Annotated in this window: 23 protein-coding genes and 1 pseudogene; 13 read left to right on the forward strand and 11 right to left on the reverse strand. The window is 59.6% G+C overall.

Going from position 1 to position 22,578, the window contains the following annotated elements; genetic code table 11:
• The 3 genes from HF921_RS05035 to HF921_RS05045 form a co-directional block, all read right to left on the reverse strand.
• Nucleotides 1–1,349, reverse strand: a 1,349-nt coding sequence (locus HF921_RS05035) for an efflux RND transporter permease subunit (protein WP_215893424.1), incomplete at its 3' end; no start/stop codon positions are given.
• A complete protein-coding gene (locus HF921_RS05040) occupies nucleotides 1,346–2,476 on the reverse strand; it encodes an efflux RND transporter periplasmic adaptor subunit (RefSeq protein ID WP_064219141.1) in 1,131 nt (376 codons plus the stop codon). The genes HF921_RS05040 and HF921_RS05035, both read right to left, overlap by 4 nt.
• A complete protein-coding gene (locus HF921_RS05045; RefSeq protein WP_215893425.1) occupies nucleotides 2,473–3,903 on the reverse strand; it encodes a TolC family protein in 1,431 nt (476 codons plus the stop codon). Before HF921_RS05045 ends, HF921_RS05040 begins: the two co-directional genes overlap by 4 nt.
• Before the next feature lie 215 nt (nucleotides 3,904–4,118).
• On the opposite strand from HF921_RS05045, the gene HF921_RS05050 reads away from it, so the two are divergent.
• The 4 genes from HF921_RS05050 (at nucleotide 4,119) to HF921_RS05065 (ending at nucleotide 7,722) form a co-directional block, all read left to right on the forward strand.
• A complete protein-coding gene (locus HF921_RS05050; RefSeq protein ID WP_226834342.1) occupies nucleotides 4,119–4,958 on the forward strand; it encodes a hypothetical protein in 840 nt (279 codons plus the stop codon).
• Nucleotides 4,959–5,161: 203 nt separating this feature from the next.
• The gene (locus HF921_RS05055) at nucleotides 5,162–5,716 is read left to right on the forward strand and encodes a hypothetical protein (protein ID WP_064219137.1); all 555 of its coding nucleotides are present in this window, start codon (nucleotides 5,162–5,164) and stop codon (nucleotides 5,714–5,716) included.
• Complete coding sequence (locus HF921_RS05060) at nucleotides 5,717–6,463, forward strand: response regulator (protein WP_215891907.1); 747 nt, start codon at nucleotides 5,717–5,719, stop codon at nucleotides 6,461–6,463. It abuts the gene before it with no gap.
• Complete coding sequence (locus tag HF921_RS05065) at nucleotides 6,460–7,722, forward strand: ATP-binding protein (RefSeq protein ID WP_215893426.1); 1,263 nt, start codon at nucleotides 6,460–6,462, stop codon at nucleotides 7,720–7,722. The genes HF921_RS05060 and HF921_RS05065 overlap by 4 nt, the downstream gene beginning before the upstream one ends.
• A gap of 10 nt (nucleotides 7,723–7,732) precedes the next feature.
• On the opposite strand, the gene HF921_RS05070 is transcribed toward HF921_RS05065, so the two are convergent.
• Entirely contained in the window at nucleotides 7,733–8,071 is a 339-nt protein-coding gene (locus HF921_RS05070; protein ID WP_215893427.1) for a hypothetical protein, read from the reverse strand.
• A gap of 139 nt (nucleotides 8,072–8,210) precedes the next feature.
• Here HF921_RS05070 and argH point away from each other — a divergent pair, with 139 nt between their 5' ends.
• From argH to HF921_RS05095, 5 genes are all read left to right on the forward strand, one after another.
• On the forward strand, nucleotides 8,211–9,599 hold the full coding sequence (gene argH, locus HF921_RS05075) for an argininosuccinate lyase (RefSeq protein WP_064219133.1): 1,389 nt from the start codon (nucleotides 8,211–8,213) through the stop codon (nucleotides 9,597–9,599).
• Nucleotides 9,596–9,745 (forward strand): LPS translocon maturation chaperone LptM, encoded by a 150-nt coding sequence (lptM, locus tag HF921_RS05080; RefSeq protein WP_196762907.1) that lies wholly within the window; start codon nucleotides 9,596–9,598, stop codon nucleotides 9,743–9,745. The genes argH and lptM overlap by 4 nt, the downstream gene beginning before the upstream one ends.
• The gene (lysA, locus tag HF921_RS05085) at nucleotides 9,742–10,986 is read left to right on the forward strand and encodes a diaminopimelate decarboxylase (protein WP_215893428.1); all 1,245 of its coding nucleotides are present in this window, start codon (nucleotides 9,742–9,744) and stop codon (nucleotides 10,984–10,986) included. Before lptM ends, lysA begins: the two co-directional genes overlap by 4 nt.
• Before the next feature lie 190 nt (nucleotides 10,987–11,176).
• Nucleotides 11,177–12,805, forward strand: a complete 1,629-nt coding sequence (pgi, locus tag HF921_RS05090; RefSeq protein ID WP_215893429.1) for a glucose-6-phosphate isomerase — start codon at nucleotides 11,177–11,179, stop codon at nucleotides 12,803–12,805.
• Nucleotides 12,806–12,974: 169 nt separating this feature from the next.
• The gene (locus HF921_RS05095) at nucleotides 12,975–14,144 is read left to right on the forward strand and encodes a D-alanyl-D-alanine carboxypeptidase family protein (protein WP_064219130.1); all 1,170 of its coding nucleotides are present in this window, start codon (nucleotides 12,975–12,977) and stop codon (nucleotides 14,142–14,144) included.
• Nucleotides 14,145–14,269: 125 nt separating this feature from the next.
• On the opposite strand, the gene gstA is transcribed toward HF921_RS05095, so the two are convergent.
• Entirely contained in the window at nucleotides 14,270–14,884 is a 615-nt protein-coding gene (gene gstA, locus HF921_RS05100) for a glutathione transferase GstA (protein WP_215861137.1), read from the reverse strand.
• Nucleotides 14,885–14,951: 67 nt separating this feature from the next.
• The gene (wrbA, locus tag HF921_RS05105) at nucleotides 14,952–15,554 is read right to left on the reverse strand and encodes an NAD(P)H:quinone oxidoreductase (protein WP_064219128.1); all 603 of its coding nucleotides are present in this window, start codon (nucleotides 15,552–15,554) and stop codon (nucleotides 14,952–14,954) included.
• Between the two features lie 84 nt (nucleotides 15,555–15,638).
• On the opposite strand from wrbA, the gene HF921_RS05110 reads away from it, so the two are divergent.
• Together HF921_RS05110 and HF921_RS05115 are read left to right on the forward strand one after the other, a co-directional pair.
• Nucleotides 15,639–16,016: a winged helix-turn-helix transcriptional regulator gene (locus tag HF921_RS05110; protein WP_064219127.1), complete on the forward strand. Its 378-nt coding sequence runs from the start codon at nucleotides 15,639–15,641 to the stop codon at nucleotides 16,014–16,016.
• A gap of 56 nt (nucleotides 16,017–16,072) precedes the next feature.
• On the forward strand, nucleotides 16,073–16,726 hold the full coding sequence (locus HF921_RS05115) for a YceI family protein (protein WP_064219126.1): 654 nt from the start codon (nucleotides 16,073–16,075) through the stop codon (nucleotides 16,724–16,726).
• A 107-nt stretch (nucleotides 16,727–16,833) separates the two neighbouring features.
• On the opposite strand, the gene HF921_RS05120 is transcribed toward HF921_RS05115, so the two are convergent.
• The 4 genes from HF921_RS05120 to HF921_RS05135 form a co-directional block, all read right to left on the reverse strand.
• Nucleotides 16,834–17,079, reverse strand: a complete 246-nt coding sequence (locus HF921_RS05120; RefSeq protein ID WP_064219125.1) for a glutaredoxin family protein — start codon at nucleotides 17,077–17,079, stop codon at nucleotides 16,834–16,836.
• 21 nt (nucleotides 17,080–17,100) lie between these two features.
• On the reverse strand, nucleotides 17,101–17,307 hold the full coding sequence (locus tag HF921_RS05125) for a CopZ family metallochaperone (RefSeq protein ID WP_064219124.1): 207 nt from the start codon (nucleotides 17,305–17,307) through the stop codon (nucleotides 17,101–17,103).
• A gap of 62 nt (nucleotides 17,308–17,369) precedes the next feature.
• Nucleotides 17,370–17,765: a DUF302 domain-containing protein gene (locus HF921_RS05130; RefSeq protein WP_064219123.1), complete on the reverse strand. Its 396-nt coding sequence runs from the start codon at nucleotides 17,763–17,765 to the stop codon at nucleotides 17,370–17,372.
• 26 nt (nucleotides 17,766–17,791) lie between these two features.
• Nucleotides 17,792–20,293, reverse strand: coding sequence for a heavy metal translocating P-type ATPase (locus tag HF921_RS05135; protein ID WP_215893430.1), 2,502 nt, complete (start codon nucleotides 20,291–20,293; stop codon nucleotides 17,792–17,794).
• A 326-nt stretch (nucleotides 20,294–20,619) separates the two neighbouring features.
• Here HF921_RS05135 and kch point away from each other — a divergent pair, with 326 nt between their 5' ends.
• The gene (gene kch / locus HF921_RS05140) at nucleotides 20,620–21,867 is read left to right on the forward strand and encodes a voltage-gated potassium channel protein (protein WP_215893431.1); all 1,248 of its coding nucleotides are present in this window, start codon (nucleotides 20,620–20,622) and stop codon (nucleotides 21,865–21,867) included.
• On the forward strand, nucleotides 21,864–22,172 hold the full coding sequence (locus HF921_RS05145; RefSeq protein ID WP_064219121.1) for a superinfection immunity protein: 309 nt from the start codon (nucleotides 21,864–21,866) through the stop codon (nucleotides 22,170–22,172). The genes kch and HF921_RS05145 overlap by 4 nt, the downstream gene beginning before the upstream one ends.
• Here HF921_RS05145 and HF921_RS05150 read toward each other — a convergent pair.
• A pseudogene (locus tag HF921_RS05150) lies at nucleotides 22,153–22,578 on the reverse strand (septal ring lytic transglycosylase RlpA family protein); the annotation flags it as partial. The gene HF921_RS05145 and the pseudogene HF921_RS05150 overlap by 20 nt on opposite strands.

Consider the following 22,578-nt stretch of genomic DNA (forward strand, 5'->3'; position numbering starts at 1 on the left):
AGAAAAGGCAGGAAGACCACCGCCAGCGACAGGGTCATGGAAATCACGGTAAAACCGATCTCGCGGCTGCCAACGATCGCCGCCTGATAGGGCTCTTCGCCGTTTTCCTCATGGCGGGCGATGTTTTCCAGCATGACCACGGCATCATCCACCACAAAGCCCACCGCCAGGGTCAGCGCCAGGAGCGTCAGCGTATTCAGGGTGTAGCCCAGCGCGTAAATGATGGCGAAGGTGCCGAGAATGGAGGCGGGAATCGCCAGCGCGCCAATCAGGGTCGGGCTGCCGCGGCGCAGGAAGAGCCAGAGCACCCCGGCCACCAGTATGGAGGCGAGCAACAGGGTGACTTCGACCTCCTCCACCGCCGAACGGATATAGTCGGCCTTGTCGTACACCACCGTCATGTGGGCGCCGCCGGGCAGGCTGGCGCTCAGCAGCGGCAGACGTTTCTGGATGGCGTCGGAGATGGCCACTGTGTCGGCATTGGGTTGGCGCACTACGGCGAGAATCAGGGCGCGCTGCCCCCCCATCCAACTGGCGATCTGATCATTGTCCACGCCGTTGCTGACCTGGGCGATGTTTGCGAGCGGCACCACCGCGCCGTTGGCGAAGGTGATGGGCATGCCGGAGAAAGCCTGGGCATCATGGAGCTGGCCATGCACATTCACCGCATAATTGCGCACCGCACCCAGCACTGTGCCCTGCGGCAGGTTGACGTTATGACTGGAAATGGCCTGGGTAAGGGCCTGCAGCGATATCCCGTGCGCCTGCATGGCAAAGGGGTTGGCGTGGATGCGGACCGCGTAATTCTGCTCGCCGAAGATCAGCACCTGGGCGACGCCGGGAATACCGGAAATGGCGGGAACCACCTTGTCTACCGCGTACTGGTTGAGCCGGTAGATAGGCATATTGGGCGCGGCGAGGGCAATAAACTCGATGGGTGCCGCCGACGGGTTGAGCTGTTTGACAAAGGGCAGGCTGGGCATGCCCGGCGGCAGCAGGTGGGAAGCCTGGGTGACCGCGTTTTCGACATTCTGGGTGGCGACATTGATGTTTTGGCTGAGGTCAAACTGCAGGATGACCCGCGTCGAGCCCTGATGGTTCACCGAGCTCATGGAGGACAGGCCGGGAATGGCGGAAAACTGTTTTTCCAAAGGCGTAGCCACGGCGCTGGCCATGGTCTGCGGGCTCGCTCCCGGCAGGCTCGCCGCGACCATGACCGTCGGAAAGTCCACGCCGGGCAGCAAGGCTACCGGCAGTTTCATAAAGGCAAAAATGCCGTACAGCACTAGTCCGAGAATGAGGACGACCGTCATTACCGGGCGGCGGATGAACAGGGCGGAGAAATTCATGCGGATTTCCTCTCCTGACCCGTATGCGACCCGGTGGCCGCAGGGGTGCCGGTGAGTTCCACCTTCGCCCCCGGATAGAGGCGGGCGGGAAGCGGAAAAATCACCCGAATACGCTTGTCTACGCCTTGTACCACCGCATCCGCGCCCGATTCCCAGAGCACCTGCACCGGCTTGTCCACCGCTTTACCACCTTGCACCACATAGACAAAGGGTCCGCTGCTGCCCTGCTGGACCGCGCCCACCGGCAGCACCGTCGCCTGCGCCACCTGCTGTACCGGCATCTGCACCTGCACATACTGTCCCGGCCAGAGGCCGAGGTTGGTGTTGGGTACGGTAGCCTGCAGACGGATGGTGGCGGTCCCCGCACTGACGCTGTTGTCGATAAAAGTGAGCTTGCCCTGAGCGAGTACGGTGCCGCCCTTCTCGTCGTTGATGGACAGGGGAATTGCCTGCTGTTGCGCCCGCCGCGCCGCGCTCAGCAAGTCCTGAGGAATACTGAAATTCACGGTAATGGGCGCGATCTGGTTGATGGTAGCCAGTTGTGTCTGGTTGGCGATGACCAGGTTGCCTGCCTTGACCTGGGCCAGCCCGATGCGACCGCTGATGGGGGCGGTGATGCGGGTGTAAGAGAGATTGAGGCGGGCTTGTCTTAACGCGGCCTGATCAGCCTGTACCTGCGCTGTCGCCGCCTGTGCCTGGGAGACTGCCTGATCGAAGCTTTGCCGGGTGATGAAATCCTTTTCCGCCAGCGGTCGGTCCTGCTCCACTATGTTGCGGTTGTAGCGCGCTGTGGCCTGATCCGCCACCAGTTTGGCCTGAGCCTGGGCGAGCGATGCCTGCATCTGTGCCGGGTCGATGGTGAACAGGGTTTGTCCCTTCTCTACCATGCTCCCCTCGGTAAACTGCACGCTCTGCAGGATGCCGGAAGTCTGCGGCACGAGTGTCGCCGTTTGCAGAGGCGTCACCGTGCCCAGAAAACCTTCATAATGGGTCATGGGGCGGGTACTGATGCTGACGAGGCTGACCCGCAAGGGCGGCATTTCATGCTTGGTCTTGGTCTGGCAACCACTCAACAGCAGGGAGAGGGATGCCAGCGTCAGCAAGAGAACAACAGGGGAACGGGTCACGGTGCATTCTCTCCCAAAGGCATGCCGACGGCCTGACTGAGTTGCGCCAGGGCGACATAACTGTTAACCAGATTCTGAATCAGGGTGTAGCGCGCCTGCGCCAGGGTGGACTCGGCGAGAAGGACATCCTGAATGGTAGCCTGGCCGACCCGATACTGGGCCTGTACCACCTCCAGCGCCTTCCCGGCATTTTCCAGGCCACTCTGTGCGCCGGGGTAGGCCGCAATCGCGCCCTGAAAGTTGTGAAAATCCTGCCAGACCGTGGCTTCGGTGCTGTTGCGGCTGGCCGCGAGGTTGAATTGAGCCTGATCGCTCAGTGCCTGTGTCTGGCGTATCTGATAATGCGTATTGAAGCCGGTGAAGAGGGGCACGGTCAGGGTGAAACCCACCGTCCAGGTGTCACCGGGCCGGAAGCCGCCTTGATAGAGATAACCATAAGAGCTGCTGACCCCCAGACTGGGCAGACCACTGGCCTCGGCGCTACGGACATTGGCTTGGGCCACCGCTACCTGCGCCCGCGCCTGCTGCAGGGTGGGATTGGCGGTGAGGGCGGCATGCATCAGTGTCTTGGCAGCACTGTGGAGTTGGGGCGGTTCCTGCCCCAGTTTGAGCGGCGCTATCCTCAGCGTGGTCTGGGGATCGAGGCCCAGGGTGCTGGCCAGCAACCCTTCGCTGCTGCGCACGGTCTGGCGTTGCGCGGCGAGGGTGGATTGCGCCTGCGCCATGGCGGCCCGGGCCTGATAGAGGGCGCCGATGGTGGCTTGCCCGGCACGATGCAGCACCTCGGCGGCTTCCAGATTTTTCTGGTTTTCCGCAACGGTCTTTTCATCGGCAAGCACTAGGGATTGATTGCCGAGGAGTTGGTAATAGGCCTGCGCGACGCTGAAGGCCACAGTCTGGATGCTCTGATTCTGGGTGAAGCCCGCCACCCATTCCTGGGCGCGGGCAGCATCCATCTTGGCGGCGCGCAGGCCAAAGTCCCACAGGGTGTAACTCAAGGTCAGGTTGGGATTGACGCTGTTGCGTGCCGGCACCGTAAAGCCAGCGGTGGAGGCTGCTTGCCGACGGCTCAAATTGGTATTGAGGGACAGGCTCGGCAGCCAGGCGCTTTCCGCCATCCCCAGGCTCGCCGCCTGGGCGCGCAATCCATCCCAGGCGGCGGCGGTCTGGGGGTTGTGGGCGAGGGCATACGCAGTGAGTTGCGGCAGCGTCCAGATTTGCGCCTGCTTCGCCACAGAAAGACCCTGGAGCTTGGGTAAATCGGGCAGGGCGGCTTGGGTGGTCCAAGGCTGTGCCGGGCTGGCACTCAGGCCGCTATCGGTGTTCAGAGGGTCGGCCAGCCACGTACCGACGCCGGCTTGCGCCAGCCCGCCTTGAGCCACACAGAAAACGGTACAGACAGCCAGCAATAGCGCTTTGGGGGGCACGCTCAGGCTCCTCGGCAGTGGAGCCGCCATTCTCCCGGAAAGCGGGGTCATAAGGAAGATGTGGTCCCGGAGGAAATTGTTGCGAAATGTTACGGGCTGGCCTTGCGATAGCGTCTTCCTGTTCTATATATGATTGGAACAATTATCTGATGGTTCTCAATGGATACCATTTTGGTGATTGTTCATTTTGTTCAGCTAGCCAAGAGGATAATGGCATGATTAAAATCAATAAAATATCAATCGCTACGCTTGCCGCTGCAGGTCTGGTTTTTTGCTCGACGTCGGCATTCGCCGATGGTGCCCCCTTTGTCGATCAGAATCCTATCGTTGTTGCCAATAATGAAGTGGGCATCGCGGCGACAGGTACTTTGATGAATTATCAGGAGCATATCACTCCAGGACCGTCAGACACCGAGTCAGGATGGATGCCGGGTTTTGCTGTGAAGTACAGTCTGATGGGTGATTATTTCGGGAGTATGCCTAGCAATATGTATTTTGCTATACACTATCAGTTCAGTTCCGGTAGCATCGCCTACAAGGGGTCGGTAGGTGGTACTCCCTATGATGGTACGGATGACGCAACTACAAACCGCGCGACGGCTCGTCTGGGGAAGGGATTCTCGCTGTCTAATGATATGATGATTACACCATATGTAGCCGGTGGATATCAGGACTGGAATCGAGATCTCCAAGGGCCTTATGGATATGTTGAAGACTATCATTCCGGCCTCATTGGCGCTGGTGTTATGTTTCAATATGCGATCAATCCTCGGCTTGTAATTGGGGCTAACTTAGAGGGGTTGGCGATGATCGGTGGTGGTATGACCCCACATATCTACAATGGAATTCTCGGTTCTGCTTCTTTCGACACCAGTGGTCAGGAAAAAATTGGTGCTGACATAGATTACCGCGTTTTCAGTCAGTGGCACTTTTACGGCGGCCTGCGTTATACACACTTCAATTATACCGGTGGTCCATTGAAATATGGAGCGTTTGAGCCATCCAGCAGTACAAATCTTTTCAGTATGGACGCAGGTGTCGCCTATCACTTCTGAGTTGTTGCAGTAGATTCGTAATTTGAGAGGTGTCGAAGTTGATTTTTGGCACCTTTTTACGTCCAGATCATACCTCTCAGGCGTCAGCTATAGCTCATTCACAATTCTTGACACTTTGCCGCTGGCGTCCGCCGGGGCGGCGCGCTAACTTGTCTCCTACGGAAAGGGCGCACCTTTCCCCTTGAGTGACGAGGAGCATAGTGATGTTAAAATTTAAGCACGTGGTATCCGGATGGATGGTCGGAACGATGGCGCTGGCGGCAATTCCCGCCTTTGCGGCAGGTGCAGAGACCCCGCCTGCCATGAATGGTGGCCCCATGGGACCGGGCATGATGCAAGGTCATCATTGTGCGGGGGGATGGCGGCATGGCCCCATGCGCAAGGGTGGTTGGATGCGGAATGCACCCGTGCCCATGCTGATGCCCATTGTCTGGCGGCATGCGGTGGACCTCAAGCTGACCCCCGCGCAGGAAAAAGATCTGAAGGACTGGCGAACCAAAATGGAAAAAGCCATGCCGACCTGGCATCACGAGATGCTGGTCCACAACACCGCATTGCGTGATGCGTTGCTGAATGGCGAGTCGGGCAGTGCCATCGTCCCCTTGCAGGAAGCGGTCCTCAAGGATCATGCCACAATGCTCGAACATGGCATCCAGCAGGTGAATTATCTCCACAAGATCCTGACCCCGGTGCAGTGGCAGAAAGCTACCGAGTTGTATAAAAAAATGGGGACCAAGCGGGGACCCTGGGGCAAGTAAATGACGGAGGGTGGCAAAATCCTGCTGGTCGATGATGATTCCCGGCTGCGCGCTATGCTGGTGCGTTACCTGGAAGGGCAGGGTTTTGTCGTCCACGCCGCCGCCTCCGGCGTGCAGATGGATCGCCAATTGGAGCGGGAATGCTATAACCTGCTCTTGCTGGATGTCCTCATGCCCGGTGAAGACGGTTTCAGCATCTGTCGGCGTCTGCGGGTGCAGGAACCGCATCTGCCCATCATCATGCTGACTGCCCGAGGCGATCTCAGCGACCGGGTGCAGGGCCTTGATGTGGGTGCCGACGACTATCTTCCCAAGCCTTTTGAGCCGCAGGAACTGGTTGCCCGTATCCGTGCCGTCCTGCGGCGCAGTCAGGATCTGCGCAGTAGTGATCCAACCCCGGGGGTACTTGTTTTCGGACCCTTCCGCCTCGCTCTCGACAGTCGCGGTCTCTGGCGGAATGACGAGAAAATCTCTCTTACCGACAGTGAGTTTTCCATTCTGCACGCGCTGGCCAGTCATCCCTGGCAACCACTCTCGCGGGACCGCCTGCTGGCCATGACCCACGGCAACGACGACGCCACACCGGGTTCACGGGGTATTGATGTGTTTATCTCGCGCTTGCGACGCCTCATCGAAGACGATCCTGGCGATCCACACTATATTCAGACCGTTTGGGGGCGGGGCTATGTGCTGGTACCCGACGGTGGGGGCGCCACGCCCAGGGAAGCAGGTGTTTTAACCGGATGAAAAAATCGCGCCTCTGGCCGGATACCCTGTTTACCCGTATGTTCCTCATCATCGCCGGGTTGCTGCTACTGAGTCAGCTTGCGGTGTACTGGTTTTTCAATATCTATCAGGCCAACCCGCAGGCCGAGCGTCTGGCACAGGACTGGGCGCAAATTCTGACCCTGAGTGAAACGCTTAGCCCGGCCCAGCGTCGGGCGACGGCGTCCGAACTGATGCGCCAAGGGCTCCGCATCGTTCCTGCCGGTGCGCTGCGCGGCCACAATCCCGGTATGCCGGTACTGACAAATGCCCTGCAGCTGCTGCACCGCATGGGCTGGCCGCAGGCACAACTACGCATGGACGGTCGGCGCCGGGTGCTCTGGCTGCAAGCCCGGCCCGATGCAACCCTGGTTCTGGCCATGCCCATGCCTCATTCACCGGGGCTGCCGTTGCCCTGGTTCAAGCTGGCGGCGATTTTGCTGCTCTCCTGGTTGGGGGCGTATCTGGCGGTACGTCAAGTGACCCGGCCCCTCACCCGGCTCATGCAGGGGGTGGCGCGCCTGCGTGGCGGCGATACGCCGACGGATCTGCCTGAGGCGGGTCCGGCCGATTTGCGGCGCCTGGCCGAACGCTTCAACCAAACCCTGCGCGATTTGCATCGTCTCTGGAAAGAGCGGGAGATGGTGCTGGTCGGGGTTTCCCACGATCTGCGCACGCCGCTTACCCGCATGCGCCTGAGCGCCGAATTTCTACCGGCCGAGGAAGAGGCCCGTGGCGAAATGATCGCCAATATTCAGGAGATGGATAAGGTTATCCATCAGTTTCTGGACTACGCCCGCAGTGGTGAACAGGAGCCGCTGGTAACGACTGACCTGGGTCTCTGGCTTAAAAGGTTCATTCTGCGCCAACAGGCTGGCGTGGTGTGGCACCCCGCCGCGGCGGATCTGCCGAAGCTGCCCATACAGGAAGTGGGTCTGGCCCGCGCCCTGCAAAACCTCATCGACAATGCGCAGTCCCACGGTGCCGCACCCATAGACGTCAGTGCGGAACCCACGGCGGACGGCGTACTGATCCGCATCCGCGATCACGGGCCGGGCATTGCGGAGACGGAACTGGAAACCGTGCGTGCGCCTTTCGCACAAGCCGGAAAGGGCGGCGGGGTAGGACTTGGGCTGGCCATCGTCGAACGGATTGTGGCCCACCATCACGGGCGCTTCATCCTGGTCAACGCCCCGGGTGGCGGCCTGGAGGCGCGCATAATCCTGCCGCAGCCACGTTAAACGAGTGACTTCAGGACCGGGTAGCGGCCGCGGGCGGGCAAAGCTTACGCAGATTGGCGACTTCGGCGGGACTGAGATTGTGCCACTTGATGTTGCCGCACTGCCCGCTGATGGGGCCCTCCAGGGTACCCTCCTGAGAAATGGTCCTGCCAACGGGAAAGTTCGCAACGGACTGCGTAGAGGCCGTGGGTGATGTCAGTTGCACGGCGGCCGCCGCCTCTGTTGGCGCTTTGGCCTGTGTCTTGGCCTGCTGGTTCTGCCACCAGAAGAACAGTACCACCGCCACAAGCAGTAAAAGCAGCAACACGATCAGCCAGCGCCGACTATGCGTTTTTTCGGCTTCGTCCATCCGTTGTATCCCCCGTGTGTAAGTGCTCTTTTAGACTGTAGCAAGAGCCGGTGAGGAATGCCAAAGAGCGGTGGCTGGAAGCGCTGGCGAACAATGCCTCCTTTTCGCTATAGTCGCGGGCAGGACAGGAGGTGTGGGCATGAGTGAAAAAATGTGGGGTGGGCGCTTCGCGGTAGGCACCGACAGTCTGGTCGAGGCGTTTACGGCATCCATTCAGGTGGACAGTCGTTTGTATGTGGAAGATATCCGGGGCTCCATGGCGCACGCGCGCATGCTGGGCCGGGTGGGCGTGCTGACGGAGGCGGAGGCGGAAGCCATCGTCACCGGGCTGGCGCAGATACGCCAGGAAATTGCCGAGGAGCGCCTACCCTTTGTCGATGCCCTGGAAGATATCCACATGCACGTCGAGTCACGCCTGACGGAAATCATCGGTGAGGTCGGCAAGAAGCTCCACACCGGCCGTTCCCGCAACGATCAGGTGGCTACCGACCTGCGCCTTTATACCCGCGGCTGCCTGGATGAGCTTGTCCAGGGGCTGCAACACCTGCAATATGTCTTCATCGACCTTGCCGAGCGGGAGGTGGAAACCATCCTCCCCGGCCTGACGCACATGCAGGTCGCCCAACCGGTAAGCTTCGGTCACCACTGTATGGCCTACGTGGAGATGTTCCACCGCGATACCCAGCGTCTGCTGGATGCGCGGCGGCGGGTGAATGTGCTGCCCCTGGGCGCGGCGGCGCTGGCGGGGACTACCTTTCCCATCGACCGCTGGGACGTGGCGCGTCAGCTCGGCTTTGAGGCCGTCGCCGAAAACAGCCTCGATGCCGTCTCCGACCGCGACTTTGTGATGGAAGTGTTATCGGACCTGGCCATCCTCGCCGTCCACCTCTCGCGGCTGGCGGAAGAGTTGATCCTGTGGATGTCGGCCCCCTTCGGCTTCATCGACTTGCCCGACGGTTTCTGTACCGGATCCAGCATCATGCCGCAAAAGAAGAACCCGGATGTCGCGGAAATCATTCGCGGCAAGAGTGGGCGGGTGATTGGCGATCTTGTCGCCATCCTCGTCCTCATGAAGGGCCAGCCCCTCGCCTATAACCGCGATAATCAGGAAGACAAGGAAACCCTTTTCGACGCCCTCGACCAGATGCGCGCCAGTGTGGAGATCATGGGCCGGATGCTGCCGGGCCTGCAAACCCGTCCCGGCGTCATGCGCGCGCAGGCGGAACGCGGTTTTGCCACCGCCACCGATCTGGCCGATTATCTGGTGCGCAAGGGGCTGCCTTTCCGTGATGCCCACGCCGTGGTGGGACGGGCGGTACGCCTGGCCCAAGAACGCAACATCGGCCTGGAAGCCATGCCACTGGCGGATTTGCAGGCCTTGTCACCGCTCATTGGCCGGGAGGTCTATGAGGTGCTGGTGCTGGAAGGTTCCCTGGCGGCGCGGGACCACTTGGGCGGTACGGCACCCCGGCAGGTACAAGCCGCCATCCTGCGCGCCCGTGCGCGTTTGCAGCGGGAGGCCCTGTGAACCGCGCCCGCGCCGTTCTCCTCCTGCTGCTGCTTGGTCTCGCGCTGGGCGGTTGCGGCCGTAAAACGGCACTGACCCTGCCGCCCGCCCACAGTGTTACACCTGCCGCGCCCACGGCACCTGTTCAGAGCCCCGCTGCCCCATGAATACGTTTCACTACCGCAATCACGCCCTTTATGGCGAAGACCTCCCCTTGCAGGAGATAGCGGAGCATTACGGTACGCCCTGTTACGTCTATTCCGAAGCGGCGCTGCGCGAGCGCTATCACTCCTTCAGCGCTGCCCTCGGTGACAATACCCAGGTCTGTTATGCGGTCAAGGCCAACAGCAATCTCCGCATCCTGCGGATTTTTGCGGAGATGGGCGCGGGCTTCGATATTGTCTCTGGCGGTGAGCTGGAGCGGGTGCTGCGTGCGGGCGGCGATGCCGGCAAAATCGTTTTTTCCGGCGTCGGCAAGTCCAGCGTCGAAATCCGCGCCGCCCTCAACGCCGCTATCTTCTGCCTCAATGTGGAATCCGCGGCCGAACTCTGGCGTATCGCGGACATTGCCGCCGACATGGGCAAGCGTGCGCCTGTTGCCCTGCGGGTCAATCCCGACGTGGACCCCGGTACCCATCGCTATATCGCCACGGGACTGAAAGAGAGCAAGTTCGGCATCCCCATGGATCAGGCCCGCCACCTCTATCTGCAGGCCGCGCAACACCCGGCGCTGGAGCTGAAAGGTATCGCCTGCCATATCGGTTCCCAGTTGCTGGACCTCACGCCCTTGGGTGAGGCGGTAGTGCGGGTACGCGCGCTATATGACGAACTGGCGGCCCATGGGATTGCCCTCCAGCATCTGGATCTGGGCGGCGGTGTGGGTATTCGCTACCACGACGAAACCCCGCCCAGCCCCGCCGACTACGCCTGGACGCTGGATCAGGCTTTGCAAGGCGTGGCGGTACGGCGGGTAGTGGAACTGGGCCGTGCGCTGGTGGGCAACGCCGGCGTACTGCTGACCAAGGTGGAATACCTCAAGGACAACGGCAGCAAGCAGTTCTGCGTGGTGGATGCGGCCATGAATGACCTGCTGCGCCCCGCGTTGTACGGGGCCTGGCATGACATCCTGCCGCTGCACCAAAGAGCAGAAGCGGCGCAGCCCATGGATGTCGTCGGCCCGGTCTGTGAAAGCGGTGATTTCCTCGCCAAGGACCGTCCCTTGGCGGCCAAGGCTGGTGACTTGCTCGCCGTCATGAGCGCCGGGGCCTACGGCTTCGTCATGAGCAGCAACTACAATAGCCGTCCGCGCCCCCCCGAAGTGCTCATCAGCGGCCATCAGCACGGCCTCATTCGCCGCCGCGAGCGCCTCGATGAGCAGTGGGCTTTAGAGGAAAATCCAGGCCGCTGAGCTCCCTCCCTGCCATCCTTGGGGCAGGGATTCAGGTGTTTCCGCGGGTTTGGCCGGAAGACGGTGAAAATCATATTGCCCGGTGCTTCATCATTTGCTGCTGCTTTTGCCCTTGCAGCGAAGACTTGCCTTGCCTACTCTTGGGGCGGTACCTTTCCGCGTCCGCCCCGCTCTTGCAAGGAGTTTTTCCGTGTCCACACCCCTGAACACATCATCATCTGTCTGGCAGGATTTACAGCAGCATCGGCAAAGTTGGGAGGGGGTGACCTTACGGCAACTCTTTCATGACGACCCGCAGCGCGCCCAGCACTTCTCCGCCGAGGCTTGTGGCCTTTATCTGGATTATTCAAAACATCTTATTAACTCGGAAACACTGCGTTTGCTGATGGCCCTGGCGCGGATGCGGCGCCTGGAAGAGCGCCGCACGGCGATGTTCGCGGGCGAACAAATCAACCACACGGAGGGACGGGCGGCTTTCCATGCGGCACTGCGCGCGCCCAAAGGTCGTGTCATGCGTACGGCGGGGGTGGATGTGGTACCGGAAGTCCATAAGGTGCTGGAGCACATGGCGGCCTTCACCCGATCCATTCATGAGGGCACCTGGCGCGGAGCGACCGGCCAGCCTATTCGCAAGATAATCAATATCGGCATCGGCGGCTCTTATCTGGGGCCGGAGATGGCCTGGAAGGCGCTGCGCGCCTACCGTCACCCCGGTATGGAACTGCGTTTTGTCGCCAACGTGGATGGCGCGACCTTTACCGACGTTACGGCGAATCTGGATCCCGCCGAGACCTTGTTCATCATTTCTTCCAAAACCTTCACCACCCTGGAGACCATGACCAACGCTCAGGAAGCACGCCATTGGATTACCGCGGCCTTGGGCGAGGCGGCGGTGGCCAGGCATTTTGTCGCGGTCTCTACCAACACTGAAGCGGTCAAGGCCTTCGGGATGGACACCGAGCACATGTTCGGCTTCTGGGATTGGGTTGGGGGCCGGTATTCCATGGATTCGGCTATTGGCCTGTCTACCATTCTGGGCGTGGGGGTTGAGCATTTCACCGCCCTGCTGGCGGGTTTTCATGCCATGGATACCCACTTTCAGACGGCGCCCCTGGAGCAGAATCTGCCGGTGCTCATGGGTCTGCTGGCGCTTTGGTATAATAACTTCTGGGGTGCACAGACCCAGGCCATATTGCCCTATGCCCATGATCTGGCGCGTTTCCCGGCTTATCTCCAACAACTACAGATGGAAAGCAATGGCAAAAGCGTGGACGAAGACGGTCACCCTGTTGCCGTCGATACGGGCGCTATTATCTGGGGCGAACCCGGCACCGATGGGCAGCATTCGTTCTATCAATTGATTCATCAGGGGACACGTCTGATTCCCTGTGACTTTATCGGTTTTTGTCAACCGCTCAGTCCGCTGGCGAAGCAGCATGAGTTGCTGATGGCTAACCTCATTGCGCAGGCCGAGGCGCTGGCTTTTGGCAAGACGGCGGAGGAATTGCGTGCCGAGGGTGTCGCCGAAGCGCAGGTGCCTTTCCGCGTTTTTTCCGGCAATCGACCGAGCACTGTGTTGCTGGCTGATGCGCTCACGCCGCCCACTCTGGGGGCTCTGGTGGCACTGTATGAGCACAGCGTTTTTACCCAGGGCATTATCTGGGGCATTGATTCCTTCGATCAATGGGGCGTGGAACTGGGCAAGGTGTTGGCGCAGCGGATTGTGGCGGATATGCGGGGTACGGCCAGTCATCCCCACGACGCCTCGACGATGGCTTTACTGCAGCGTTATTTGCAACGTAGAGGTGCTGGTCTCTGATTGCGCATGCTGTGCTGTGTGCTGTGTGCTGTGTGCTGTACTGGTACGGTATTTTGCTGCCGCACTCTCCGGCGGCTGGGAAGGATGATGTCCACGGACGGGGAACTTTTCCCTGCTGACGGATTTCCAATGTGGTATTATTAGCCGGATTAAAGAGCCGCCGAAAACGATGAAGTCGCCCAAAGTTCTGGCCCTTGTGGTTTTGATTGTATGGGGGAGCGCTTATGCGGTCACCCCGAATTTGCCCGTATTACCAACCCTGCCCCCGCCGCCACCCACGCCGGTCCCGCAACTGACGGGTATACAAGGCGCCATCCTTCTGGATGTCAACAGCGGTCAAGTGCTCATGGCGGAGCATGCCGAAAAACCTCTCAACCCCTCCGGGTTGGTCAAATTGATGACCGCCTACGTCCTGTATCAGTCTGAAAGGCAAGGGATAGTTCAGCCGCAAGCCAATATCCGGGTTGCGGACACAGCTTGGCATGTGCAGGGTTCGCGGATGTTTATTCAGCCCGGTATGCCGGTGACCATGGCTCAACTGGAAAGCGGTTTGCTCATTGATGGGGGTAATGATGCCGCCATTGCCATCGCCCAGACGGTGGCGGGCAGCGTCGGTGGTTTTGTGGATTTGATGAATCGCGATGCTGTGGCTATGGGCTTGCGGCACACCCACTTTACCAACCCCGATGGCTTGCCCCAGCCCGGTCAGACGAGCACGGCGCTGGATATTGCGCGGCTCTCGGAGCACTTGATTCGGGCGTATCCTGAGGTGTTGCAGTTGGCTGGAAAAACCGCGTACACCTACAACCATATCACCCAGTACAACTACAACCCCCTCGCCGGTCGGGCGGACATCAACGGCCTGGGTGTCGGTCTGGCGACGAAAGATAGTTGGAATCTGGATGCCAGCGCGACCCATGACGGTCGCACTCTGGTGGCGGTCGTCATGGGTGCCCCCTCGCGCAGCGCGGCAGGTAGTGACGCCAGTGCGCTGCTCCATTATGGCTGGAGTGGTTGGCGGAATGTTCCCCTGTATACGGCCGGGCAGGTGGTGGCGCGCATCCATCACGGAGACTGGAGCCCGGCAGCGGTGCAGGGAGTGACCACCAGCGCGGTGATCGTATCGGAGCCCAAACAGCAACAAGGCACCAGACTGGATACGCAGTTTATTCCTGCTGCCAGTCTTAAGGCGCCCATTCGCGCCGGTGCACCCATTGGCACCCTGTCTGTTAGCTGGCATGGCCATCTTCTGCAGACCGTGCCGGTGGTTGCCAAAACCGCAGTGCAGCCTGCGGGATGGTTCACCCGTCTGCTCCATGCGGGGGAATCATGGCTCTGAGGCCCATGTTATTGAGCACGTCCGTGTCTTTGCAGGTCAGGGGCTGCCCTGGGCGACAAAACAGTAACGGCCAAGGGGACGACTATAGCGGTTAAGTCTGTCCCCTATGTCTTCTGTCAGCGTATTTAAGAACTCTGGATGAGCCCTTCTTCTTTCAGGCTGGCTTGTACTGCTGGCCGCATAGATACTCGGCTATGGTATGCTTTGAGTACGGGCCACTGCTCCAATTCAATGCCTACATGCGGGCACCAGCCCAATACCGTAAAGAGGTAGGCATCGGCCACTGTGAAGTCCTTGCCCAGCAACCAATCTCTGCCCTCCAGTTGTTGGCTGACGGTCTTCAAGCGGCGCCCGAGTTGAGCGGTGACCAGCGTTTTCCATTCTGCCGGTGCCTGTGGGTTAAACAAGGGTGAAAAGCCCTTGTGCAGTTCGGTGGAAATAAAATTGAGCCATTGCATGAGCTGGTAGCGTTCTATCGTGCCGGCCGGAGGTGCGAGCTTTTTTTCCGGTACACGATCAGCCAGATATTGGATAATAGCGGGTCCTTCGGTCAGTATGGTGCCATCGTCAAGCACCAGTGCCGGGACATAGCCGTTGATGTTCACGGCGTTATAGTTGGTACCAGTCGCTGTTTTTTTGCTGGCTAAATCCACCGCTTCCTTGTCGAAGTTGAACCCGCCTTCGTTCAGGATGATATGGGGAGAAAGGGAGCAGGCGCCGGGGCTATAATATAACTTCATGGTAATCGATCTCCTGAGAAAGTTGGGTGGTACTAAAGGTGGCAATTACGGGTTGCGGTATGGAAAGCTAAGCGAATAGCTTGTGGGTAATGCCCGCGACGTGGCGTCCCTGGAAGCGGGCGATCGCCAGTTCGTTGGCACTGGGCTGACGGCTGCCGTCGCCTTTGGCGATGGTTGTCGCCCCATAGGGGGTGCCGCCGCTGATTTCATCCATGTTCATAAGCTCCTGGCAACTATAAGGGACGCCTACTACGATCATGCCCTGATGAAAAAGGAAACTGTGAAAAGAGGTAATGGTCGTTTCCTGGCCGCCGTGTTGGGTGGCCGTGCTGGCAAAAACGCTCCCGACTTTGCCCACCAGTTTGCCTTCTTGCCAGAGATTGCCGGTACGGTCGAGAAAATTGCGCATCTGTCCGCTCATGTTGCCGAAGCGGGTCGGCGTGCCAAAGATAATGGCATCATAATCCGCCAGATCATCGGAGTGGGCTTCCGGAGCAGGCTGACCGGTTTTGGCATGCATGGCGGCCAGAGTTTCTGCCGGTATGCTTTCGGGCACCCGCTTGATGTCCGCTGTCACGCCAGAGACTTCCCGGGCACCCTCGGCGATGGCTTGAGCCATGGTTTCGATATGACCCCAGAGGCTGTGATACAGAACCAGAATTTTGCTCATGATGAACTCCTCGCGGTAGTGAACATTGCCTGCCCAGTAAAGACCATTTAGTATGGTTTGTGAAGTAGGTACGGATGAGTAACCATGACTCGACAAACCAAACAAGAAATCACCTGCCCCATGGATGCCCTGCTCCGCTTGCTGATGGGGCCATGGACCACGTACATCCTGTGGACCCTGAGGCAGCGCGGCCCGTTGCGTTTTGGGGTGCTTAAACGGGAAGTGCGTGGCATCTCTTCGCGCATGCTGACGGAGCGCTTGCGTACCCTGGAGGAGGCCCAGGTCATCTTTCGGGAGTATTATCCCAGCATTCCTCCGGAAGTGACTTATGGCCTGACCCGGCGTGGACTGGAGTTGCGGGAAGTGCTGGACGCGCTGGATACGCTGGCGCGGCGCTGGGATGCCGAAGACACGGATGGGGAAGTCATAGCCCCGGAGCTATCCCTCGCTGTTACTAATTAGTACCTACTTTGTCGAGGTTGCCAAAAATTTATGAAGCCATACCCGAGGAGGATCCCATGAATACGCTAAAAACTGTAACCGCTTTGGCGGTCGCCGTGCTGGGCACCGGTGTGCTGGCCACTGTCGCCATAGCCGCTCCCGCTGCATCCCCCTCGTATCACTGGTTGACCGGCAATCCCAACGGCACCTACAAAATCGATCCACAGCATACGGAAGTCCTGTTTATCCTCGGCCATGTGGGTATTGCACCTTTTACCGGCCGCTTCGACAAAATCTCCGGAACTTACACCTTTGACAACAAGGACCCGCAGAAAGACCAGGTCCATATCACCATACCGGCAGCCAGCATCGATACGGATTTCGCCCTGCGCGACGAGCACCTGCGCAGCAAGTTGTTCTTTGACGTCAAAAAATATCCGGAGGTCACCTTCGTGAGCACGAAATACCAGCCCACGGGTAAAGAAACCGGCAAGCTGTTCGGCAACCTGACACTACATGGCGTTACCAAGCCGGTGGTCTTCCAGGTGCGTACCGGAGGTGCCGGAAAGGTGGCTTATCTGCCTAAGCCCTGGGGCGGTTACCTCTCGGGTTTTGTAGCCAGTACCAGCATCAAGCGGAGTGATTACGGAATGACCGCTTATCTGCCGGAAGGCCTGTCCAACACCATCCACATTAAAGTCGAGGTGGAAGGCATCCGCCAGCCGGGATGAGCAGACCGGGGGCATCAATGCCCCCTCGCTTCGAGGAGAATGATCGTGCCGGCCTTGGCCAGTATTTTCGTCGTAATAGGCTCTCGACAACCCAATGCATAAAAGTTTCAGATCTTGGCCAGAAGTTCATCGAGCCGTGGCTTTTGATGGGCAAATGTCCCCCACAACGCCTCGCCAGCGATCACGGTGATCGGCGCGACCCGCACGCCGTAGTGCAATTTGGCTTCCGCAGCCACGCTGGGGGTGGTCACGTCGCGTTCCTCGTAAGCGACGTGGTGTTCTTCGAGGTAACGGCGCACGGCGGCGCAGTCGGGGCAGCCGGGACTGGTGTAAAGCAGCACAGGATCAGACATGGCGGATCGGCGTGCAGGGCTTCAGCCCCGCACCTCCGCCTTATAGCCCTCTTCCTCAACTACGGTGATCAGTGCGGTAGTGTCGGCCTTGCCGTGCACTACGGCTTCTCCTGGCTCCAGCGTGACGTCCGCCTTTTCCACGCCGGGCACGCCTTCCAGCGCCTTCGTTACGGCACGCACGCAGTGCGCACAGGTCATACCAGTGATCTTCAGCCTGGTATCGCTCATGGTTTTTCTCCTGTTGGGAATGAAGTGAAAGGAATCATTCAAAGTGCTCGCATAAGCGTTATTCAAGCACGCACGGCATCAGCCACGTGCTGGAGTTTGTCGCGCACCTCGATGCCGAGCGCGGTGATTTGCGGCTTGTCGACCATGCCGAGTACGGCGGCGGGATCCATGAACACCACGCTCACGCTGCCATCGGCCTCCGTGCGCACCACCACGTTGCAGGGCAGCAGGGCGCCGATATCCGGCTCGGCCTCCAACGCCTGATGTGCGTAGCGCGGGTTGCAAGCCCCGAGAATGACGTAGGGCCGCCCCTCGATACCCAGCTTGGCCTTGAGCGTGGCGGCCACGTCGATTGTGGTGAGCACGCCGAAGCCTTCAACTTTGAGGGCTTCGGTGACCTGCGCCACGGTGGTATCAAAATCGCCCTTGGCGGGGACACTGAAAACGAACTGACTCATAATGTTCTCCTTGTTTGAACAATGGCTCAGGAATGAGCGGATGCGAGCGCGGTACGTTTTACCGCGCCCGGTGTAATCAGGGGTATGTAAGCCTTGAGCCGCTTGAGCCGCAGGCTGTTGCCGAGCACGAACACCGAGGACAGACCCATGGCTATGCCAGCCACCATCGGATTCAGATGGATGCCGATAGGCGCGGCCACGCCAGCAGCGATCGGGATCAGCAGGATGTTGTAGAAAAAGGCCCAGAACAGGTTGCCGCGGATGTTGCCCAGCGTCCTGCGCGCCGTATTCAGCGCCGTGACCACCTCACCGATCTGGCCACGCGTGAGCGTCACGTCCGCTGCCTCGATGGCGATGTCAGTGCCCGAGGCGAGGGCGATGCCGACGTCGGCCTGCGCCAGCGCCGGAGCGTCGTTGATGCCATCACCAACGAAGGCGACCTGTCGGCCCTGTTCCTGCAAACCGGTCACGACCTTGGCCTTATCCTTGGGCAGCACCTCGGCGTGCATCTCCTCGATGCGCAGTTCCGTGGCGACGGACTGCGCGGTGGCGCGCGTATCACCGGTGACCATGGCCACCCGCAGGCCGCGCTCGCGCAACGCCTGCACTACGGCGCGCGCCTCCGGTTTAATGCGATCGGCGATGGCCAGCCAGCCGAGCAGCGTTGCGTCGACCGCGACAAATACCACCGTGCGCCCGCTGCCCTCGAGGCGCGCGGTCATCTCGGCGTCATCGCCCAGCGCCACGTTTTCGCGCTCCATGAAGCGACGGGCGCCAACCCGCACCATACGGCCTTCCACCTCGCCTTCGACACCATAGCCGACGATAGCGCGGAAATCCTTGACGGCGGGTACGTTCATAGCGCGCTCTCCGGCCGCCGCGACAATCGCTCGCCCCAGCGGGTGCTCGGACGCCGATTCCAACGCCGCAGCCAGGCGCAACGCGGTTTCGGGTGCGTCGCCGCCCTGATCGACCAACGCGGGATGACCCTCGGTCAGCGTACCGGTTTTATCGAACAGTATGGTGTCGACATGCGACAGCGTCTCCAGCGCCTCGCCCCTGCGAAACAGCACGCCGAGCTCCGCCGCACGCCCAGTGCCCACCATGATCGCCGCCGGAGTCGCCAGCCCCATGGCGCAGGGACATGCCACCACTAGCACGGCCACCGCCGTGACCAGCGCCACACTGACATTGCCAGTCAATGCCACCCAGACGCCGAAGGTCGCCAGCGCGATGACCAGCACCACCGGCGTGAATACCCGCACGGCGCGGTCGGTCAGTCCCTGAATCGGTAGCTTGCCGGTCTGCGCGCTCTCCACCAGATGGATGATCTGCGCCAGTACGGTATCGCGCCCGACCGAAGTGGCCTCCACCACCAATCGCCCATCCTGGCAGACCGTGCCGCCGACCACGGCATCATTCAGATCTTTGGCGGAAGGTATTGGCTCGCCAGTCAACATCGCTTCGTCCACATGCGCGCGACCTTCGACCACGCGTCCGTCCACGGGAATGCGCTCCCCGGGGTGGACTACGATGCGCTCGCCGATGCGTAATCGCGACACCGGTACATCTTGCTCGGCACCGTTCTCGGCAAGCAGGTGCGCAGTCTTGGCCTGCAGCCCGACCAGCTTGCGGATCGCCGACGACGTACGGCCTTTGGCCAGTTCCTCCAAGTACTTGCCCGCGAGCACTGCAGCGATGACTACCGCTGCTGAATCGAAATATACATGCCGCGCCTCCGGTGGAAACAGCACGGGAGCCAACAGCACCAATACACTGTAAGCCCAGGCTGCGCCGGTGCCGGTAGCGACGAGGGAGTTCATGTCTGGCGACAGGTGGCGGTAGGCGATCAGGCCTGGTCTGAAAAAGCGCCGACCCGGCCCGAACAGGACAATGCTGGCGAGCACGAACTGCACCCACTCCCAAAAATGCGCAAAAGGACTCACCGCCGCCAGCGCGCGATGCAAGGCCGGGATGAAGGCTGTGCCCATGGCCAACACCAGAATCACGATGGCCAGCGCTGCGGCCACGACCACATCGCGGCCCATGGCGCGCAAACTCGCGCGGCGCTGGTCGGTGCCCTGCTCCCCATATTCCTGTGCGGGATGCGCCGCATAACCCGCAGCGCTCACGGCGGTGGCCAGTTCGTCCATGCCGATCATCGCCGGGATATAGCGCACCTGCGCGCGCTCGGTAGCTAAATTCACCGCCGCCTCCAGCACTCCGGGTTGCTGCCTGAGCGCGCGCTCCACCCGTCCCACGCAGGAAGCGCAGGTCATGCCCTCCACCGCGAGATCGATCTCATCGGTCACTGGCGCATAGCCCGTCGCATGGATCGCCTCGGCGATGCGGGCGGCATCGAGCCGTTGTGGGTCGAAAAGCACCTCGGCGCGCTCAGTCGCCAGGTTCACGCTGGCCGAGGTTACGCCGGGCAGCTTGCCCAGCGCCCGTTCCACTCGTGCACTACAAGAGGCACAGGTCATCCCCTCTATGCCAATCTCAAGGTGCCCACGTTTTTCGTCTTTCATGAAATGCATCTCTTCGCGGCAAAGTCCGCTAAGCCACGTTTACGGATGGCTGCTGACAATCTACATATAGCTTACCATATGTCCATGATAAACATTGAAGCTCGGTGTAATGTCAAGAGCGATTTTTTGTGCGGTTTATCCGGTGGATGGGCAGTTATGGAACGTTTACCGTTACGCTGTGTTCCCGTCTTGCGTGGAGCGGGTCGCTGCAGCGCCCCGTGGATGCTACAGTTCTGAGTGGATGAGGTTCAGGCTGAGAGGTGTTTTATCATCTCGCCGAATTTCTAATTTACCAACGTCTGGTTTCCAAAAATGAGGGGCTGCTCATGATCAGAATCCCCGATGTGCTGAAACTATCGCTGCGGCAGCGATTTTTTCGCTTCCTGGCTAAGGCGCCGGTAGTTTTGCATCTGGATGTATGGTTTCCGCAGATACCGATGGCTGTTGCTGTAGGACTACTGGGTGTGCTGGCCATACTGGATGCATTGCCCCATCTCATACAACTCTTCCCTGAGCTGACTGATCTCGCACCCTCCACGAGCCTGACCCAGGTGCCCCTGTTGTCGGCTTTGGGTACGGTACCCGAAGTGGTGGCTGGGTTTGTGCTGCTGCTGATGGCTTTCGGGTTGCTCTTTCGCTCCCGTTTTGCCTGGGCCATTACGTTGGTGTTGGCGGCAGCGATGCTGGCCATATTGTGGCATCACTATGGTGATGTGTGGAGTGGCGTTATCATTTTTAATGCCGTCATCCTGGTGTCGTTGCTGTTATTCAGACGTCATTTTGCACGTTCGAGCTTGGCGGCGGGTACGCTTTTTGCGGCGATTTCTATTTTGCTCCTGATGAGTTATGCGGTACTGGGCAGTTACGTGTTGGGCGCAGGATTTTCGCCACCTATCAAGAATCTGGTGAGCGCCTTGTATTTTGCCGTGGTTACCATGTCTACCGTGGGGTATGGGGATATTGTGCCGAAAAGCGAAGATGCCAGACTTTTTGTTATCTCCATCATCATCCTGGGTATCACCGTTTTCGCAACTTCTATTTCTGCGGTCGTTGTACCGTTGGTAAATGGCCGGATGCAGCACCTGCTGATGGGAGAAAAAAAACGTGCTCACCGTAACCATTATCTGATTATTGGTGATAATGCGTTGGCACAAAATACCTATCGCGCCTTACGTGCCCGGCATTTACCGGCGTTGGTGCTGGTTCCCGTGACGCCAGAGCATGTGTGGATGGCTAAGGAAGACCTGATGATAGGTGATGCAACGGAGCTGGATGTTTTGCGTAAGGCGGGGGCAGAATGCGCCTTGGGTGTGCTTGCATTGCGGGTTGTCGATAGCGAAAACGCCTTTATCGTTCTTGCCGCCAAGGAGTTGGCCATTCCCGGTAAAACCGTGGCGGCGGTTCAGGACGGTAAAAATCTTGAACGTCTCCGACAAATTGGTGTGGACCTTATTATTTCCCCGGAAGTGTTGGGCGGTGCATTGCTGGCGCTGACGCTCAGTGGTGAAGAACTGGTGGGAGATACCATTATCAGTAAACTATTTACCGCTAAGGCGGAAGGAGCTGAGGCTTGAGTACTTTAATGGCGCTAAGCATTGTTGTGTTGGCCCTGATAGGATTGGGCATTGCGGCGATATTTTTGCACATGGTGGTATGGTTATTGGGTGCCATATTCGGTTTGTTTATCTATTTCATCCCCAGCATTGTTGCCGCCGCACGGCATCACGAACATTTCCTGTGGGTATTGGTGCTGAACATCGTGCTCGGCTGGTCGGGCATTGCCTGGATCATCCTGATTGTCTGGGCCATTCTCGGCGAGCGCCGGGCGCCGCCCTTACGCAAATTGAGCGCGGATGTTTTTAACCCGCCTGTGCGCTGACGACAAAGGTGCCAAGGCGCAGGCGTTGCAAGCTGGCCGCATAGTCTTGCGGGGCGGTGGTAGGGGCCATCGGCCCGATTTTGATTTTATATAGCCCGCCCGCAGTTGTAGAGGATACTGGTACCATATGCGCGGTGCTGATCCCGAAATCTTGCAGTTTGCTGCGCTCGCGGATAGCAGTCTGCAGTTGCATGGGGCTTGCCGTTTCCAGATATACTTGCTCGGACCGTGGTGCTTGCCGCCACTGCCTTAAGATGTGGGTGGCGGCTTCCCGGCGTGGTGGAATAGGAGCAGGGGGGACTTTCTGGACGCCGGCAGATGCGGCGTGTTTCGGGCCGTTGGAAAAAGTGTCATCCACTACAGCCATCAGGTTGGCGCTGGCAGTGGAAGACGGTGAATAGGCGGG

The organism is Acidithiobacillus ferriphilus, from assembly GCF_018854775.1.
GTDB classification, from domain to species: domain Bacteria; phylum Pseudomonadota; class Gammaproteobacteria; order Acidithiobacillales; family Acidithiobacillaceae; genus Acidithiobacillus; species Acidithiobacillus ferriphilus.